Origin of the sequence: Streptomyces sp. HPF1205 (assembly GCF_020400825.1) — a bacterium.
In the GTDB taxonomy this organism is placed as follows: domain Bacteria; phylum Actinomycetota; class Actinomycetes; order Streptomycetales; family Streptomycetaceae; genus Actinacidiphila.
Window position 1 is genome coordinate 152,232 of the sequence record NZ_JAINVH010000002.1, and the last position, 17,152, is coordinate 169,383.

At 72.1% G+C, this 17,152-nt stretch carries 14 protein-coding genes and 1 pseudogene; 9 read left to right on the forward strand and 6 right to left on the reverse strand.

Annotation, left to right across the window (positions count from 1 at the left end):
- Positions 1–5: 5 nt before the first annotated feature.
- From K7G61_RS02920 to K7G61_RS02935, 4 genes are all read left to right on the forward strand, one after another.
- Complete coding sequence (locus K7G61_RS02920) at positions 6–1,157, forward strand: cystathionine gamma-lyase (RefSeq protein ID WP_225844976.1); 1,152 nt, start codon at positions 6–8, stop codon at positions 1,155–1,157.
- Between the two features lie 92 nt (positions 1,158–1,249).
- On the forward strand, positions 1,250–1,753 hold the full coding sequence (locus tag K7G61_RS02925; protein ID WP_225845177.1) for an NUDIX domain-containing protein: 504 nt from the start codon (positions 1,250–1,252) through the stop codon (positions 1,751–1,753).
- A gap of 219 nt (positions 1,754–1,972) precedes the next feature.
- Positions 1,973–2,500, forward strand: coding sequence for a MarR family winged helix-turn-helix transcriptional regulator (locus K7G61_RS02930; RefSeq protein WP_225845178.1), 528 nt, complete (start codon positions 1,973–1,975; stop codon positions 2,498–2,500).
- Positions 2,501–2,597: 97 nt separating this feature from the next.
- Positions 2,598–4,148, forward strand: coding sequence for a DHA2 family efflux MFS transporter permease subunit (locus tag K7G61_RS02935; RefSeq protein ID WP_225844977.1), 1,551 nt, complete (start codon positions 2,598–2,600; stop codon positions 4,146–4,148).
- Here the strand turns inward: K7G61_RS02935 and K7G61_RS02940 are convergent.
- The 4 genes from K7G61_RS02940 to K7G61_RS02955 form a co-directional block, all read right to left on the reverse strand.
- Positions 4,087–5,394 carry a serine hydrolase gene (locus K7G61_RS02940; RefSeq protein WP_225844978.1) on the reverse strand — a complete coding sequence of 436 codons (1,308 nt, stop codon included), beginning with the start codon at positions 5,392–5,394 and terminating at the stop codon, positions 4,087–4,089. The two genes, K7G61_RS02935 and K7G61_RS02940, sit on opposite strands and share 62 nt — an antisense overlap.
- Before the next feature lie 194 nt (positions 5,395–5,588).
- Positions 5,589–6,569 carry a class I SAM-dependent methyltransferase gene (locus K7G61_RS02945; RefSeq protein WP_225844979.1) on the reverse strand — a complete coding sequence of 327 codons (981 nt, stop codon included), beginning with the start codon at positions 6,567–6,569 and terminating at the stop codon, positions 5,589–5,591.
- Between the two features lie 187 nt (positions 6,570–6,756).
- The gene (locus tag K7G61_RS02950) at positions 6,757–6,879 is read right to left on the reverse strand and encodes a PmrA (protein ID WP_102937725.1); all 123 of its coding nucleotides are present in this window, start codon (positions 6,877–6,879) and stop codon (positions 6,757–6,759) included.
- A gap of 126 nt (positions 6,880–7,005) precedes the next feature.
- Entirely contained in the window at positions 7,006–7,809 is an 804-nt protein-coding gene (locus K7G61_RS02955) for a site-specific recombinase (protein WP_225844980.1), read from the reverse strand.
- A gap of 298 nt (positions 7,810–8,107) precedes the next feature.
- On the opposite strand from K7G61_RS02955, the gene K7G61_RS02960 reads away from it, so the two are divergent.
- Genes K7G61_RS02960 through K7G61_RS02970 form a run of 3 tightly spaced genes read left to right on the forward strand, consistent with a single transcriptional unit; the run spans position 8,108 to position 10,027 of the window.
- Positions 8,108–8,494: a GntR family transcriptional regulator gene (locus K7G61_RS02960; protein WP_225844981.1), complete on the forward strand. Its 387-nt coding sequence runs from the start codon at positions 8,108–8,110 to the stop codon at positions 8,492–8,494.
- Positions 8,495–8,513: 19 nt separating this feature from the next.
- On the forward strand, positions 8,514–9,416 hold the full coding sequence (locus tag K7G61_RS02965; protein WP_225844982.1) for an ABC transporter ATP-binding protein: 903 nt from the start codon (positions 8,514–8,516) through the stop codon (positions 9,414–9,416).
- Positions 9,413–10,027, forward strand: a complete 615-nt coding sequence (locus K7G61_RS02970) for an ABC-2 transporter permease (RefSeq protein ID WP_225844983.1) — start codon at positions 9,413–9,415, stop codon at positions 10,025–10,027. The genes K7G61_RS02965 and K7G61_RS02970 overlap by 4 nt, the downstream gene beginning before the upstream one ends.
- Positions 10,028–10,072: 45 nt before the next feature.
- Here K7G61_RS02970 and K7G61_RS02975 read toward each other — a convergent pair.
- Positions 10,073–11,379: pseudogene (locus tag K7G61_RS02975) on the reverse strand (transposase).
- A 49-nt stretch (positions 11,380–11,428) separates the two neighbouring features.
- A complete protein-coding gene (locus tag K7G61_RS02980) occupies positions 11,429–13,291 on the reverse strand; it encodes a DUF4158 domain-containing protein (protein WP_225845179.1) in 1,863 nt (620 codons plus the stop codon).
- A gap of 119 nt (positions 13,292–13,410) precedes the next feature.
- Between K7G61_RS02980 and K7G61_RS02985 the strand changes: the two genes are divergently transcribed.
- Together K7G61_RS02985 and K7G61_RS02990 are read left to right on the forward strand one after the other, a co-directional pair.
- The gene (locus K7G61_RS02985; protein WP_225844984.1) at positions 13,411–16,389 is read left to right on the forward strand and encodes an ATP-binding protein; all 2,979 of its coding nucleotides are present in this window, start codon (positions 13,411–13,413) and stop codon (positions 16,387–16,389) included.
- Between the two features lie 183 nt (positions 16,390–16,572).
- Complete coding sequence (locus K7G61_RS02990) at positions 16,573–17,136, forward strand: dihydrofolate reductase family protein (protein WP_225844985.1); 564 nt, start codon at positions 16,573–16,575, stop codon at positions 17,134–17,136.
- Positions 17,137–17,152: the final 16 nt, after the last annotated feature.

The window sequence follows — 17,152 nt, forward strand, 5'->3', positions numbered from 1 at the left end:
GCGGGGTGCCGGGAGAACCGTCCGGGTACGGCGACAGCACGCGCAGTGTGCACGCCGGGCGGCCGCCCGCCGCCGCGTACCAGCCGTCGCTCCCCGGACCCGTCTTCGTCTCGCACTACCATCTGCCGGGCGAGGCGGCGGGCCCCTACAGGTACGGCAGGGACGAGAACCCGACGTGGACGCACCTGGAGCGGGCCATCGGGGAACTGGAGGCGCCCGGCGACCCGGACGTGACCGTGCTCGCCTTCGCCTCCGGCATGGCGGCGGTCGCGGCGGTGCTGCTGTCCCAGGTACGGGCCGGGCAGATCGTGCTGCTGCCGTCGGACAGCTACCAGACGACGCGTTCGCTGCGGGAACGCCTGGAGTCGTACGGCGTGGAGGTGCGGCTGGCGCCGACCGCGGGTGACGGGCAGCTCGCGGCGCTGGAAGGGGCGCGGCTGGTGTGGCTGGAGACCCCGTCGAACCCGGGCCTGGACGTGTGCGACATCCGGCGGCTGGCCGACGCCGCCCACGCGGCCGGCGCCCTGGTCGCCGTCGACAACACCCTGGCCACGCCCCTGGGGCAGCGCCCCCTCGACCTGGGCGCGGACTTCTCGCTGGCCAGCGGCACGAAGGCGCTCACCGGCCACGGCGACCTCCTGCTCGGCTACGTCGCCACACGCGACGCCACCCTGGCCGCGGGGGTGCGCACGTGGCGCAAGACGGTCGGCGCGATTCCCGGCCCGATGGAGGCATGGCTGGCCCACCGCTCGCTGGCCACCCTCGCGCTGCGGGTGGACCGGCAGGCGGCCAACGCCCTGGCGCTCGCCGAGGCCCTGCTGGCGCGCCCGGAGGTCGTGGACCTGCGGCACCCCGGACTGCCCTCCGACGCCGCGCATCCGGTGGCGGCGGCGCAGATGCGGCGCTTCGGCAGCGTGGTGTCGTTCACGCTGCCCGACCAGGCACACGCAGAGCGTTTCCTGTCCGCTCTGCGCGTCACCACCGAGGCGACGAGTTTCGGCAGTGTGCAGTGCACGGCCGAGCGCCGGGCGCGGTGGGGCGGCGACGCGGTGCCGCCCGGTTTCATCCGCTTCTCGGTGGGCGTCGAGGACGCGGACGACATCGTGGCGGACGTGCTGCGAGCGCTGGACGAGGCCGCGGGGGCGGTGGGGGTGTAGCGGTGCGCCGGACTGCGCTGGAGCGGAATCGGCACTCCGATTCGCCGCGGCGGACACGTTTGCCCCCGCCTTCGCCGCGGCAGATGTCTGGCATGCCTCCGGACACGCACTCCAGTCCCACCACCCGCCCGGTGGTCAAGCGCACGGCCCGCGCGATCCTGCTCGACGGTCCCGACCTGATCCTCATCAAGCGCAGCAAGCCCGGTCTCGCTCCCTACTGGATCACCCCGGGCGGTGGCATCGAGAGCGAGGACGCAAGCATCGTGGCGGCTCTCCACCGCGAGGTGGACGAGGAGCTCGGGGCGAAGATCACCGACGTGGTCCCGGTCTTCGTGGACACCGTCGAGCACATCGCGGACGACGGCTCCCACGGGGTGAAGGTGCAGTTCTTCTTCGCCTGCCGGCTGGAGTCGATGGACCTGTCGCTGCGGCACGGCCCGGAGATCGACTCGCCGGAAGGGGAGTACGAGGTGGTCCGGGTGCCCTTCAGCCGACTGGGCATCGCCTCGGTGGACATCGTCCCGCTGACCCTGCGCCACTACCTCGACGCGAACATCGAGGGCGTGCTGGGCCTGCTCGGGCCCGATCTGGGCTGACGGGCGAGCCGATCGCGGGCGACGTGATCGTTCGGCGATGTTCCACGTGGAACACTCAGCGTGAGCACTCCGGCACGCCGCCGGGGGGCAGCGCCGCGGGCGGGAACCGCCGGGTCGGGGGCGGGAACCGCCGGGTCGGCACCACCGAGATAGGTCGGTCACGAGATCATCCCGTAAAGAACCTATTTTGCTACGCTCGACGGCATGACCGCCGAGACCATGCCCCCTCCTCTCGCCGCCGAGGCCTCCGCCACGCCTTCCGCGGGCTCGGGCGCGGCCCCCGACCTGTCCTTCCTGCTGCAGCACACCGCCCATGTGCTGGCCACGCGGATGACGGCGGCGCTCGCGGACATCGGCATGTCGCCGCGGGCCCACTGCGTCCTGGCGCACGCGCGCGAGGCCGAGCGCACGCAGGCGCAGATCGCGGAGCTGTCCGACCTGGACAAGACCACGATGGTGGTGACCGTGGACCAGCTGGAGCGGGCCGGGCTGGCCGAGCGGGTGCCGTCGGCGACCGACCGCAGGGCCCGGATCATCAAGGTCACCGCGCGGGGTGAACAGGTGGCGGCGGACGGCCAGGCGATCGTCAACCAGGTCCACCAGGACGTCCTCGACGCCCTTCCGGAGGAGGAGCGCGCGGTCCTGGTCTCCGCGCTGACCCGGCTGGCCGGCGGCCACCTCGCCACCGCGGTGGAGTGCCCGGAGGGAGCCCAGGGGGCCCGACGGCCCCGTCAGTCCCGAACGTGAGCCGCGACCCCGAGCAGTACATCCGTACGAGATAGTCTTCAACGAAACTATCTGCTACGGTCGCTTCTGGCATCCCCCTTCGCCAGGAGGCGACCTCATGTACACGCGTTCCCGTCCCCCGCGATCCACCGGTTCCTCCGCCGAGTCCGGCGGCGGGCCCGCCGGGCACCCCGCGTCACCCGGCGTCCGGTCCCGCGGCGCGGCCCTCGCCGTCCTCAGCGCGGGCACGCTGATGATCATTCTGGACGGCACGATCGTCAACGTCGCGCTGCCGTCGATCCAGCGTGACCTGGGCTTCTCCCAGTCGAGCCTGGCCTGGGTCGTGAACGCCTACCTGATCGCCTTCGGCGGACTGCTGCTGCTGTCGGGCCGCCTCGGCGATCTGCTCGGCCGGCGCCGCATCTTGGTGTGGGGCCTGGCCGCGTTCACCGCGGCCTCCCTGGCGTGCGGTCTCGCCGACGACGCGGGCGTGCTGATCGCGGCCCGCTTCGTCCAGGGAGCGGCCGGCGCCATGGTCTCCGCGGTGAGTCTGGGCATGGTCCTCGCCCTGTACCCCGAACCGCGCGGCCGGGCACGGGCGATGGGCGTCTACAGCTTCACCCAGTCCGCCGGCGGCACCCTCGGCCTGGTGGCCGGCGGAGTCCTCACCCAGAGCCTCGACTGGCACTGGATCTTCTTCGTGAACCTGCCCATCGGTGCCGCCGCGACCGTCTTCAGCCTGCGGCTGCTGCCCGACGACCGGCCCGCCGCCGGCGGTTCGGCCCGGGGCGCCGACGCTCCCGGCGCCCTGCTGGTCACCGCCGCTTTGATGCTGGGCGTCTACACCATCGTCACGACCACCGACCGAGGCTGGGCCTCCCCGCACACCGCCGTCTTCGGCGCGGTGTCCCTGGCGCTGCTGGCCGCGTTCCTGGTACGCCAGGCCCGCGCCGCGCACCCGCTGATGCCTCTGCGGCTCTTCCGTTCCCGCCTGGTCGGCGGCGCCAACGTGGTGCTCGCGCTGATGGTCGCCGGCGGCTTCGGCTTCCAGTTCATGACCACGCTCTACTTGCAGCGGGTGCTCGGCTACGACGCCTTGCGGGTCGGCCTGGCGATAACGCCCACCGGGGTCGTCATCGGCGTGATGTCGCTGGCGCTGTCCGCACGGCTCGGCGCCAGGTTCGGCGAGCGTGCGGTACTGCTGCCCAGCCTGGTCCTGTTCGGCGGCGGGTTCCTGCTGCTGGCCAGGGCGCCGTCCGCACATGCCTCGTACGTCACGGACCTGCTGCCCGCGCTCCTGCTCTTCGGAGTCTCCTTCGGCCTGGCGATGCCCGCGCTGATGACGCTCGGGATGTCCGACGCGGCCCCCTCCGACTCCGGACTCGTCTCCGGGGTCTTCAACACCGCCCAGCAGATCGGCGGCGCCCTCGGCCTGGCCGTCCTCGCCGCGCTCGCCACCGCCCGCACCGACCACCGGCTGGCGGCGGGCCACTCCCAGCCCGCCGCCCTGACCAGCGGCTACCACCTGGCGTTCGTGGTCGCCGCCTGCCTTCTCGGGGCCGCCACCACAGTGGCGGCGGTACTGCTGCGCCCCTACCCGGTCGCTCTCAGCGCCACCCCGGGAAGCCGCCGGGCACCGGAGCCTTCGGGTCGTACGGCTCGCGCGTGAAGACGAAGGATCCCAGGTCGAGATGGCTGACGGAGCCGTCCTCGCGACGGACCGCCCGCAGCGTCTCCCCCGCGTAGTACCCCTCAAGACCGGTCCAGGTGCCGTCGTGTTCCACGTGGAACCGTGATCCGCGGCCCTGGCCGGTCAGGGGCGCCAGGTGCAGCTCACCCGAGGCGCGGACCCGCACGGCGAACGGCGCGGTGCCCCAGTACCAGGGCCCGGCCAGGTCCAGCAGGCCGGCGTCGAGCGAGGGCGCGGGACGCCAGGGCGCGGGGAAGCCGGGCTCGGCGTCCGCCACGATCTCCAGCAGATCGGCCGCGAGGGTGCCGACCTTCGGTCCCGACGTGCAGTTGGCCAGCGCCAGCGCACCGACCCCGTCCTCCACGCTCACCCACAGCGCCGCCAGGAACCCCGGCATCGACCCGGTGTGCCCGGCGAGCATCCGCTCACGGCGCCGCATGAGCTGCACGCCCAGCCCGTAGCCGTCGTCCGGGTCGGTCGCCTCGGGAGGCGCGGCCGGCTCGCGCATGGCCGCCACCGTCCGCGCGCTCAGCACCTTCTCGTGACCGGCCGCGAGGAAGGCCGCCCACCTGGCCAGGTCCGCCGCCGTGGACCACAACTGCCCGGCCGGCGCCATCCGCCCGGTCTCCTGTACGGCCTCCGGACGCATCACATCCGCCCACGGGTGGACGGCGAATCCACCGGCGGCCGGGTCCCGCGGCAGGAGCGTGGTCCGGGTCATCCCCAGGGGTTCCAGCACCTCGGCACGCAGCGCCTCACCCCACGGCATGCCGCGCAGCCGCTCCACCAGGGCGCCCAGCAGGGCGTACCCGGGGTTGGAGTAGTGGTGCCGGCTGCCCGCCGGATGCTTGACCGGGTCGTCGCCCAGCACATCGGCCAGTTCCGGCCGCAGGTCGCCCGGGGTGCGCTCCCACCACGGGCCCGGCGTCTCCGACGCGATCCCTGAGGTGTGCGCGAGCAACTGGCCCACCGTCAGCTCCCCCGCCACCACGCCCGCGTCCGGCAGATGCCTGCCCAGCGGATCCGTCAGGGCGAGCAGGCCCTCGTCGCGCAGCCGCATCACCAGTACGGCCACGAAGGTCTTGGTGAGCGAACCGATCCGGTACTGCGTGTCGGCGTCCGGCGCGTGCCCCTCGATCATGCTGCGCGATCCGCACCAGACCATCCGCCCGTCCCGTACCACCGCTCCCACCACCGAGGGCGCCCGGCCCTCGGACTGCGTCACTGCGACCCGGTGCAGCAGCGCCCGGCGCGTGGCGGGGAGAAGTTCCTCGGGGATTCCGGAGGTACCGGGGATTCCGGAAGTCCCGGGGGCCGTCGGTGTCCCGGGGGCCTCAGGGGTCCCGGGGGTCGTCGGTGTCCCGACAGCCTCGGGGGTCCCGGAGACCTTTGGGCTCCCGGGGTACAGGGCGTCATCCGTCACTCGTCGCTGCCTTCCCGCCGTCCGGCGTCGTCCCATGATTCCACGGGTCGGCCGCCCGCGCCGTCGTCACGATAATCCGCCCCGCCGAACCGCGCGGAGACGATCGTCATCCGCATCGACCGCAGCCCGGGGACGAGGTGGGAGACGGGAGCGATGGCGTACAGGCCACGGCCCCGGGGCAGCCGCAGGCTGCGGACCCGCGTGATCCGTGGCGAGGCGGCGGCCACTTTGCGGTACTCCGTGACGTCCATCCCCCACTCCCAGCGCGGCGCCCGGTACCCGCCGCCCGGCCCCGCCGTGGCGCCGGGCCCCTCGGCCTCACCGGCCCGGCCCGCCTGACCGGCGCCCTGGGGATCACCGGCCTGGCCGGCCTGGCTGCGGGCCACCATCGCGCGGGGCAGCGCGTCGAACAGGAACCACCCGCCGGGGAAGCGCTCGGCGCACGCGGCGATCAGCCCCTTGGCGTCCCGCTCCGGCAGGTACATCAACAGGCCCTGGGCCGTGACCAGGACGCCCTTGGCGACATCGGCCGGGTCCAGCGCGTCCATCCAGCCCAGGTCGAGCGCGGACCGGGCGAGCGTGCGACGCCTGGGCGGATCGCCGGGCAGCAGCCGGTCCCGCACCGCGGCCGACTCGGGCAGGTCCACGCTCAGCCACCGGACCCGGCCGTCGTCGACCCGCCAGAACTGCGTCTCCAGCCCTTCGCCCAGCGCGACCACCGTGCCGCCCGGACGCTCGGCGAGGAACCGCCGCACCTCGTCGTCCAGGCACCGCACCCGCAGCGCGTGCCACTGCGCCATCCGCTCGCCGAACCGCTCGAAGGGGTAGTCGATCCGCTCGACCAGTTCGACGGCCCGAGGATCGTCCAGCAGCCGCCGTCCGGCCGGCCGCCGGGCCTCCACCGCCCTGTTCCAGAGGTTCCAGAGCATCGTCTCGGGGACACCCGTCAGCTCGACCCCGACCTTCTCCTCCGCCATGACCCCAGGGTGCCCGTTCCTCCGCCCGCGCGGCACGCCGGCGACCGCGGTGGCGCGGGAAACGCCCGGTCGCCACCGCCCGCCGACCCGTCGGCCCATCGACTCCTTATCGCACCAAATACGGGCGTGACCGAGGTACGCACCAAAGGGGCAACGGGATGATCTTGAAGCACTGATCCGCTCGGATTTACCTGCGGCGACGTGCAGCGGGGTCGCGTTCGGCGACGTGCCGGGCGACCGAGTCGACGCCGGGGCGGGCGTAGCGCTCCAGGGAGCGGACGGAGGCGTGGCGGGAGCGGGCCAGCAGCATCGGGGTGGAGGTGCCGTCCTCCGCGTCGTGCGTCAGGGCACTGTGACGTAGCCGGTGAAGCGTCCAGCCGTCCAGGTCCTCGATGTCGTCGGGCGAGGCGAGGGGGTTTGCCAGCAGCCGGGTGTTCTACTCGAAGATCTCCTCGGCTCGGCGGTAGGAGAGTCGGGCCCGGCCGCTGTCGGGACACACGTCGAGCGTGGGTGTTCCGGCCGGGGCCTTGCGGTCGGTGAGGAACAGCGGGCCGCGGGTACGGCGGGCGATGAGGCGTGGCAGGAGCTGGGCGGTGCCGGACTGCCAGTGAATCCACTCGGTCGCCCCGCCCTTGGCGGTGATCCTGCCGCGCTTGTCCTGCGGGTAGAGGTCTTCCACGTTGAGGCACAGCACCTCGTCGGCCCGTGCGGCGGACTCGTAGAGCATCTTCCACTGCGTCTTTTCCCGCAGCGCGACGTCGAGGCGCCACAGGGCGGCGATCTGGTTCTCCGCGAGAGACTTGGTGCGGTCCGGCGGCGCCGGCCGCCGCTCGATGCCGATCGTCGGATCGCACTCGATCCAGCCTTGGCGCTGCCACCAGCCGATCGCCTTGCGCGCGATGGACAGCTCCCGGTTGACGGTGTCGGTGTCCATCTCGTCCGCCCGCGCCGCCGCCAGCTCGGCCAAGACCTCCGGCAGCGCCGGGTCGTCGATCGCGGCGACGGGGAAGACGGGCGGTTTCGCGCCTCGGCGGGCGGGTCCGGTCGGCGGCGGTTCGCCGGCGAGCATCCATCCCCACGTCGTGAGGGAGATCCGGTAGATCCGCGCGGAGGACTTCGCGATGCCCGCGCCGGTGAGGTACCGCTCGACCGCCGCGGTGTACGACGATGGCCGGGCGGACAGAGGTACGACCCGAGCGCGCGGCAACCGAAGTGCGCCCCCGCTCCCGAGTTCGGTCACCGGTTCGACCGTCACGCCGTCCCGCCCTTCCGGTACTGCCGCAGTAAATGCGTACACCTCGCCCCGGCGGCCGGATTGGTCCGCCGCAGGTCGCGGTGATCACGGTAGGGCCTCTGTCGCAGTAAATCCGGTATTTACTGCGGCAGTCATTCGGAAGCGTGGACATCGCCGGATCGCACCCGGCGACTGTCGCCAGCAACCTGCCGGAGGCGGGAGCTATGCAAGCAGGGCCTAGCGTCGCTATCGTTCCTACTGTATATAGTGTGCATGTACAGTTCGAGAGGAACGGAGGGCCGTCGTGCGGGTGGTGTTGTCCAACAGCAGCGGTGTACCGCTCTATCGGCAGATCAAAGAGCAGATCGGCGAAGCCATCCTGTCGGGGGACCTCGCCGAGGGCAGCGCCTTGCCCTCCGTCCGGGCCCTCGCTCGTGATCTGCGGATCAGCATCATCACCACCAACCGTGCCTACACCGAGCTGGCCGCCGAGGGGTTCATCGCCACGGTCCCCGGCAAGGGTGCCTACGTCCTGCCGCTGGACTCGGCGCTCGTGCGCGAGCAGTTGCTGCGACAGGTGGAGGAAGGCCTGCAGACCGCCTTGGATGCCGCCCGGAGGGCCGGCCTCGACCGCGAGGATCTCATCGAGGTCCTGGACGGGCTGATGCAGGCCGAGCACGAGCACGCGTGAGATCAGGAGGATCGGGTCAGTGCACAGTGATCTCGCCTTCGCCCTGCGGGGTGTGGGCTGCGCGGTGGGAGGCGGCTTCGCGTTGCGCGATGTGAGTTTCGAGCTGCCGACCGGCTATGTCATGGGCCTCATCGGCGCGAACGGTGCGGGTAAGACGACGACGATTCGTTGCCTGCTGGGCATGCGCGGGTTCGAGACCGGTGAGATCGAGTTGCTAGGCCACCGGGTGCCCGGCCCGGTCGCGTTGCGCCAGGACGTCGGGGTGGTGCTCGACCGCACCTATCTCGTGGGCGATTGGCGGCTGGCTGAGGTCGAGCGGACGCTGCGTCCCTTCTACGATTGTTGGGACGGCGACCGCTACCGGCAGTTGCTCGCGGAGTTCGGCCTGGATCTGCGGGCCAAGGTCAAGGACCTGTCCCGTGGAATGGCGATGAAGCTCATGATCGCCGTGGCGCTGTCGCACCGGGCGCGGTTGCTCGTCTTCGACGAGCCGACCAGTGGCCTGGATCCGGTCGCCCGGGACGAGCTTGTCGGCATCATCGGGGACTTCCTGCTCGACGAGGGGCACAGTGTCCTGTTCTCCACGCACATCACCTCCGATCTGGACCGCATCGGCGACTACGTGACGCTCATTCATGGGGGTCGCGTCGTTCGGACCGGCTCCAAGGACGAGATTCTGGAGGCCTACCGGGTGGTGCGGGGCGGCCCGGAGGACCTCAGCGGCCTGGTCGGCGTTGAGCTGATCGGCGTCAGACGGACGCAAGCCGGGGCGGAAGCTCTCGTGTCAACCGAGGAAGCCGGCCTGCTCGGCGGGGACGTCCTCGTCGAGGCGCCCACCCTGGAAGAGATTGCCATCCACATCGGATCGCGGTCGACGAAGCCCGCAGCAATGCGGAACGGTCGGCGCGGGGCGATCGCATGAGCGCCGTCGCCCGTATGGCCGTGTTGCACCTGCGTACCGTTGCGCCGTACCGGACCCAGGGCCTGCTCGTGTTCGGTCTGATGGTTCTGGTGCTCGCCCGCAACCCTGATCATGTTGTACCGGCGCTCGCGGTACTGCTCGCCCCGTTGATCGCCGTGCACCCATTCGTGATCGCCGACAAGGCGGGCCTGGAGACGCTGTACGCCGTCCTGCCCCTGCCTCGCCGCACGGTGCTTCTCGGGCACTACGCCTGGGCGCTGGCAAGCTTTGTCGCCACCGTCACCGCAGGTACGGCGCTGGCTGTTCTCCTCGCGCGGGCCGAGGACGTACAGTTCGGCGGTCGCACCATGGTGACGATGCTGACGCTGGCCTGGGCGCTGTTCGCCGTCAACATCGCGATCCAGTTCCCGCTGCTGATCCGGTTCGGGTACGCCCGCATCAGCGTCCTGGGTACCACCATGCCACTGGCGCTGATCATGCTGGCGGTCTACCGGCTGCACCTGACCATCGCCTCGATCCAGGCTTGGCTGCTGCTTGTCTGGGTGGCCGGCGCAGCCGCCATAGTGACGTCCGCAGTCCTGGCGGCGCATGCGCCAGGGCCGCGTACATAGCCGGACCGTGCGTACGGTGGCGGAGACAGCGGAGTCCTTCGGCACTCAGACGGCCTGGCCGAGGCTGGTGGTAGTCAGGTCCTGCTCGCGCAGCGGGGTGAAGTCGACGTCGAGCTTGGGGTCGTACGCGTCGGGTTGGATGCCGAGCTCGTGCGTGGAGTACTCGCCGAACCGGTTGATGTGTTCGGTCAGGTACGGCGAGATGTGGGCCAGGTCCTCCGGGTCGATTTCCCATCCTTCCTCCAGCAGCTGGCGGACGATCTCGGCGATGTCCAGGGCGTTGTGGAAGATAACGGCGTTGGTCAACAAGGCGTTGAACTTCATCGCCTTCTCCTGCTCGATGGGGTCGTTGTCGGCGATGACGCCGCGGTTGCCGAAGCCGATCCACTGGGAGAACCGGTTGAACGACTCGACCTTGTTGGTCGCCGCGGTCACCCGCCGGCGAAGCGGCGCGTCGGAGAGGTAGCTCAGCAGCTGGACGGTGCGGATCACGCGGCCGACCTCTCGGAAGGCTGCGTAGGTGGCGTTCTTCCTCGACCCCGACCGCAGGCGCTTGAGCAGTGTGGAGGAGGAGATGGTGCCCTCGCGTACGGAGACGGCCACGCGCATCAGGTGGCGGAACTGGGACTCGATCAGGTCGAACTCGATGACGTTCTTGCCTGACTCCCCGAACAGGGCGTCGATGTGCACGTACTCGCTCTGCTTGGAGGGCCGGTAGAAGGTCAGTTCCTTCCAGTTCCTGATCCTGGGCATCAAGTCGAAGCCCAGCAGGTGGGCGAGCGCAGAAACCGGGAAGCTCTGGCCCTGGGTATCCGCGTGCACCGTGGTCGGCTGCACCTCGCTGGTGTTCTTCAACAGGCCCTCGATGATGTAGACGGCCCCCACACCCCGCACGGGATGAAGTGCGTGAACAGCGCGATGTAGGTGTCCGAGACGTGGTGGTAGGCGATCCCGCCCGGCTTGCCGTACCTCACGCTTGTCTCGGAGACTGGGTTGTCGAGATACGTGTTCATGTGGGTGCCGTCCGCCGCCACCGTGGTTCCGTCGCCCCACGCCTGCGAGATGTCCAGACGGGCGTGCGCGTTCACCAGGTCGGCGACCGCCTCGTTCAGCAGCACGATCGAGAAGTGCTTGTTGGCGACGTACGACAGCTCGTGCCCGCTCACGCCGGGGATGTGCCGGGCGGCCTCGTACGGGCCGATGTTGGTGCCCTTGGCGAAGGTGACGAGCACGTACCGGCCCAGGGGATCGGTGAGCTTGGGCTCGTTGCCCGACGGCGGGCCGAAGCGGCGCCACCACTCCACCCAGTACGCGGTCCGGGCCACGATCCCCATTAGGGACCGCTCCGGCATCCTCGCCTTGATCTCCTGCTCCAGCCGCTTCGCCGACGGCCGCTGACCGTCAGCCCGGAACGCCTTCAGCGACGGGATGCCCGTCTCCGGATCGATGACCAGGCCGTCGTTCTCCGGATACCCGGCATCCGCTGCGGCGGCGGCGCCGCGCAGCTTGTCCTCCAGCTGCCGGCGAAAGAACTTCGCGTCGAACGTGGCACTCTCGCCCGACTCGGCGAGGCCGACCTCCACCAGGTAGGACCCCAAGGTCTCCTGGACAACCTCCCAGTCCAGCAGCTGCTCGGACCAGTCGGCGTACTCCTCCGAGCCGACCACCGCGACGTCGCCGGTGCGCAGTTCCTCGGCGAGCGCGGTGAAGACCATCGCCTCGAAGTGCTTGCGCACGAACTGCCGTACGGGTCTTGTCGACCACTGCCTTGCGCCAGTTCTGGGTGGCGAAGGAGATGTCGACCTCCTTGCCCTCCTCGTTGAAGGCGGTGATGTACTCGCCGCGGGCCGCCTGGTGTCGCTGGGCGTGCGCGAGGGCGTCCAGGACCGGGCTGTCCTCGCTGGTCGCGGTGAACTTCAGCTTGTCGTTGTCGGCCAGGTCGAACATCACCGCCCGGTCCCGGCCGATCTGGCCGTACAGCAGCACTTCCCAGAAGTTGCCGTGGTGGGCGGAGACCTTCTCAATCTGCTCGTACTGCTTTGCGAACCCTCCGAAGCCGTCCACCGCGCGGGTAACCGCGCCGAACCCGCCAGCCTGCACCACCTGGGCCTTCACCAAGGCGAGGACCGCCGGGGAGACCCTGCCCTCCAGCCGCTTCGCGACCTCGTCCACCGACACCTCTTCGTCCAGACCCTCCAGGGCCTGGCGAACTTCGGCGGTCATGGCCGCGGCCCTCGTGAGCGCCTCCTGGGCCGGGCCGCCCTCATCGATGTGCTTGAGCACCGTGCGGTAGTTCCCGATCAGGGACTCGACGATCTCCCGCTCGGCGAGCCGGATCTCCTCCAGCTCCGCCTTGGCCTTCTTGATCTTCGTCGCCACGCGCTTGCAGAACATCGTCGCCAGGTCGTCCCGCACCCGCATCCTGCGCTTGACAGGGACGAAGTCCCGCAGCTCCAAGGCATCCGCCGCGTCCGCCTCCCCGGCGAAGTCGGTGACCTTCCCCGCGGCGACACCCTCCATCCACACATCGGTGTCGCCGAGACCGTCCAGCCATTCCAGACGTTTGGTCAGGTTCTTGAAGTGCGACCAGGTCGGGCCCTTGGTGGGCTTCTTCAGCCGGTTGAACAGCGTCGTCCCGTCGCTGTCGCGCTCCTCCAGCAGCCGCATGAGCCCCGCCCGCTGAGCAGCGCTCATGCGGTCGTGGATGCCCGTACAGATCGAGGCGTTCACCTCGGTGCGGATCTTCGAGGCCATCTTGTCGAAGGTCGAGCACCCGGGCAGCTCCAGCCCGGCCTCCACCACCTTCTCCAGCGCGATGTTGATCAGATCCGCCGGGCGGTTCTTCGCCGCGGCCTCCTTGCGGATCGACTGCTCGACGATCCCGCGGGCCTTGGCCTGGTCGTACGTCACTCCGGCCTGCTTGCGGACCAGGCCCCGGTGGTGCTTGGCGGTCCGCTCCGCCCGGTACGCCGGCAGCGTGCCCTCCGGCAGCTCCACCGCACGCCGGACGAAGTCCACCACCATCTCAAAGACGTCCTCCAGCGCCGGGAAACATTCCATACGCCGGTACGACTTCAGCATCAGCAGCAGCGCCAGCAGATGCTCATCGCAGTCCGTGGCATCGGCCGCCCACTTCAGCTCATCGCGACTCGGGGAGAAGAACAGATGCAGCTCATGCGCGGTGATCAGCCGCTTGAACCGCGGATACGCGGTCCGTTCAATCGATGTCACAACCCACCCCAGGCCCCAGACGACGCTCAACATCACCACCAACGACACTGAGCCGAATGGGTGGCGGCCGACGGGTGCTCAGGGCTTCAAGATCATCCCGTTGCCCCTTTGGCGCGTATCTCGGTCACACCCCAAATAGGTATGATCCGGGCATGCGGCTGTACGGCAGGGACAGCGAACAGCGCGTGCTCGACGCGCTGGTGCGGGCCGCGGCAGACGGGCGCGGCGGGGCGCTGGCCCTGCGGGGCGAACCCGGCGCCGGAAAGACCGCGCTGCTGGACCACGCGGCCGGCCTCGGCGGCGGCGGCCCGGTCCTGCGGCATACCTGCACGCCGGCCCGGGCCCGGCTCCCGTACTCCGGCCTCGGCCTGCTGCTCCGTCCCCTGCTCCCGCTGGCCGAGCGCCTCCCCGCCCGCCGGCGCGAGGCCCTGCGTACCGCCCTCGCCCTGCCCGGCGCCCACCCGGCCGACGAAGACCAAGACGCCCGCTTCCTCGTCGGCCTAGCCGCGCTCTCCCTCTTGGCGCGAGCGGCGTCCGAAGGCCCCGACGGGAGCGGCGGCGGCCCGGTCCTGTGCCTCGTGGACGACGCCCAGTGGCTGGACGGGGCCTCGGCCGGCGCGCTGGGGTTCGCCGCGCGCCGGGTGGAGGCGGCGCGGGTGGCGATGGTCGTGGCCGTGGAGGACGGTACGGAACCGGACAGCGATCCGGACCGGGAGGCTGTCGCGAGCCCGTGGGACGCGGCGGTGCCCGTACCGGAGCGTCCGCCCGGCGCGCCCTTCGGACCGCCGCCGTTCCCCCGGCTGCCGCGGACCATGCGGGTGGAGGGGCTGGACGCGGCCGCGGCCGCGGCGCTCCTGGCCGGGCGGCGCGACGATCTGGACGAGGCCGCCCGCGAGCGGTTGCTGGCGCAGGCGGCCGGCAATCCCCTGGCCCTCCGCTACCTGCGGCCGGAGGGTGGCACCGAGCGGTTGACGCGGCGGCTGCTGGCGGCCTTCACCGAACGGGTGCGCGCGCTGCCGCCCGGCACGCGCGAGGCACTGCTGCTCACTGCGGCCGAGGGGACGGGCGATCAAGCGGTCGTACGGGCGGTGGGCGCGCCGCCGGCCGATCCGGAGGCGGCGGGCGGACTCCTCACGCCGGCCGGCTCGTTCCGGCACCCGCTGGCCGCCGCGGCCGTCCTTCACCACGCGCCGCCACGCGAACGCCGAGCAGCGCACCGGGCCCTGGCCGCCGCACTGGACCGCCCCGCGGACGCCGACCGGCGCGCGTGGCACCTGGCGTACGCGACTCCCGGCCAGGACGAGGCGGTGGCGGCCGAGTTGGAGCGCGCCGCCGTACGGGCCAGGCGGCGCGGCGCCTGGGAGGCGGCCGCCCGGGCCTACGAGGAGGCGGCCCGCCTCACCCCCGATCCCGGCGGCCGCGCCCGGCGCCTCACCCTGTCCGGTGAATCCGCCCTCAGCGCCGGTCTGCCCGCCCGGGCAAGCGCGGCGGCCGGGCGAGCGGTACTCGAACGGGCAGCGGCGGAAGAGGTGGCAGCGGCGGAAGGCCCGCCGACCCGGGCGGCGACCCGAAGCCCGGCGCCCGGACGACCCGCAGTTGAAGAGGCAGCGGCCGAACAGCCCACAACCGAACAGGCAGCACCGGGCCGGCCCGCGGCTGAACGGCCCCCCCTGACCGAACAGGCAGCATCCAGCCGGCCCACGACCGAACAGGCAGCGGCCGAGGAGGCCGCCGCGGCCCCCGGCCCCTCGACCGGGCCCGCGCGGGCCCGTCGTCAGCCCGTGCTCGCTGGCGAGGCGTGGCCGCGTGCGCGTATCGCGCGGTTGCGGGCGGCCGCGGACCTGGAGCTGGGCCGGCCTCGGCGGGCGCACGCCTTGCTGGTGGAGGGCGCGCGGTGGGCCGCCGACCCCCGGTCGCGACTGCGGATGGAGATCGGCGCGCTCGACGCGGCCTGGGCGGCCGATGACACCGACCTCCTCACGGTGACCGCCGACAGCCTCGCCGCCTTGCGGCTGCCGCACGGCGATCGCGACCCGCTGGCCACCGTACGGGCGCTGCTTCTGCGGCTGGCCGAACTCCCCTTGGACCGGCGGCTCGCGCCCGGCCCGTACCCATCGCTCGCCGAGGTGGTGGCACGGGCACGCGAAGGGGGCGTGCGCTCCTCCCGCGCGCTGTCCCTGATCGTGGGCGCCGGGCTGGTGACAGGGCACGAGCGCGAGACGCGGGACGCGGCGGCCGCGATGGCCGCGCGGTGCCGGGCACACGGCCGGTTCGACCCGCTGGCGGCGATGCTCGCGCTGCGCGCCGCCGCCGACGTGCTGCTGGACGAGCACACAGCGGCCCGGGCGGGCGGCCAAGAGGCCCTGCGGCTCGCCGAGGACACGGGGCAGGAGACCTGGGCACGGTACGCCGCCGGCCTGCTGGGCTTCCTGGCGGCGGTCGAGGGCGACGAAGCGGCGTGCCGGGTGCTGGTAGCACGTGCGGGTGGGGGTGCGGGTGGGGGTGGGGGTGGGGGTGGGGGTGGGGATGCGCCGTCGGAGGGCACCACGGACGGCGGTACGGCCAGCGGCGCCGTGGGATACGGCGGGCGTTCGCCCGGCGGCACTTGGGCCGACCGCGCTTCGGCCCTGCTCGACCTGGGGGCGGGGCGGTGGGAGGCCGCGGTGACCCGGCTCGACCCCGCGGCGGCGGGCCCGGCCGCCTTCTGCCCGCCGCTGAGCCGCGGGCTGCCGGACACGGTGGAGGCACTCGTAGCGCTGGGCCGCACCCCGGACGCCCGCGAGGTGACGGCCCGCGTCTCGGCCTGGGCCCACCGGCTGAATCTGGTGGTGTCGGAGGCGCTGCTCGCCCGCTGCCGCGCCCTGGCCGCCGTGACCGGAACGGAGGCCGAGACCTGCTTCCGTACCGCCCTCGACCTCCACACCGCCGACCCCCGGCCCTTCGAACGCGCCCGCACCGCGCTCCTGTACGGGGAGTGGCTCCGGCGCGGCGACCGCGCCGACGAGGCCCGCCCCCACCTCGCCTCGGCGCTGGCCGCCTTCACCCGGCTGTCGGCCGCTCCCTGGGCCGCCCGCGCCGCCCGCGCCCTCGCCCTCCCCCGCTCCTCCGCCGGGGCCGCCCACGGCAATTGAGCCGCCCTCACACGCGCGGCTCGGGCGTGCGGGGGCGCGCCGGCCAAGCGACGGATCCGCGGCTGATCCGCGGCTGATCCACCGAACGCAAGGACCGCGATGCGAGCTCGGATCGCGCACCGATGAGTTTCCCGCGGCGCGCCGGTCCGTAGGTGTGAGACCGACTCCCGGAAGGCTGGCGCCATGCGGAAACTGATCTACGCCATGAACCTGACCCTCGACGGCTACATCGCCGCGCCCGGCGACGACATCGGCTGGAGCGTGCCGAGCGACGAGCTGTTCCAGTTCTGGTCCGACCAGGTGCAGGCGACCGAGCTGTCGCTGTACGGGCGCAAGTTGTGGCAGACGATGAGCTCCCACTGGCCGACCGCCGACCAGCGGCCGGAGGCCACCCCGGCCGAGGTCGAGTTCGCGCGCCGCTGGCGGGACATGTCGAAGGTCGTGTTCTCCTCGACGATCGGCACGGTCGACTGGAACACCCGCCTGGTCACCGGCGACGCGGTCGCCGAGATCACCCGGCTCAAGGCCGAGGACGGCGGCCGGATGGACATCGCCGGCGCGACGCTCGCCGGGGCGGCCATGCGGGCCGGGCTGATCGACGAGTACGTGCTGGCCACCGCGCCGGTCCTGGTGGGCGGCGGTACGCCGTTCTTCACCGCGCTGGACAACTGGGTGAACCTGAACCTGACGGAGACGCGGACGTTTCCCGGCGGCGTGATCCTGACCAGGTACGAGACGAGGCGCTGAGCGCCCGTCACGCGAC

Bases quoted from the DNA above. Each gene is read 5' to 3' on its own strand.
- K7G61_RS02990 (WP_225844985.1), top strand. From the start codon at position 16,573: ATGCGGAAACTGATCTACGCCATGAACCTGACCCTCGACGGCTACATC.
- K7G61_RS02985 (WP_225844984.1), top strand. From the start codon at position 13,411: ATGCGGCTGTACGGCAGGGACAGCGAACAGCGCGTGCTCGACGCGCTG.
- K7G61_RS02945 (WP_225844979.1), bottom strand. From the start codon at position 6,569: ATGGCGGAGGAGAAGGTCGGGGTCGAGCTGACGGGTGTCCCCGAGACG.
- K7G61_RS02950 (WP_102937725.1), bottom strand. From the start codon at position 6,879: ATGCTGCTGGCCCGCTCCCGCCACGCCTCCGTCCGCTCCCTGGAGCGC.
- K7G61_RS02930 (WP_225845178.1), top strand. From the start codon at position 1,973: ATGCCCCCTCCTCTCGCCGCCGAGGCCTCCGCCACGCCTTCCGCGGGC.
- K7G61_RS02935 (WP_225844977.1), top strand. From the start codon at position 2,598: ATGTACACGCGTTCCCGTCCCCCGCGATCCACCGGTTCCTCCGCCGAG.
- K7G61_RS02970 (WP_225844983.1), top strand. From the start codon at position 9,413: ATGAGCGCCGTCGCCCGTATGGCCGTGTTGCACCTGCGTACCGTTGCG.
- K7G61_RS02925 (WP_225845177.1), top strand. From the start codon at position 1,250: ATGCCTCCGGACACGCACTCCAGTCCCACCACCCGCCCGGTGGTCAAG.
- K7G61_RS02980 (WP_225845179.1), bottom strand. From the start codon at position 13,291: ATGTTGAGCGTCGTCTGGGGCCTGGGGTGGGTTGTGACATCGATTGAA.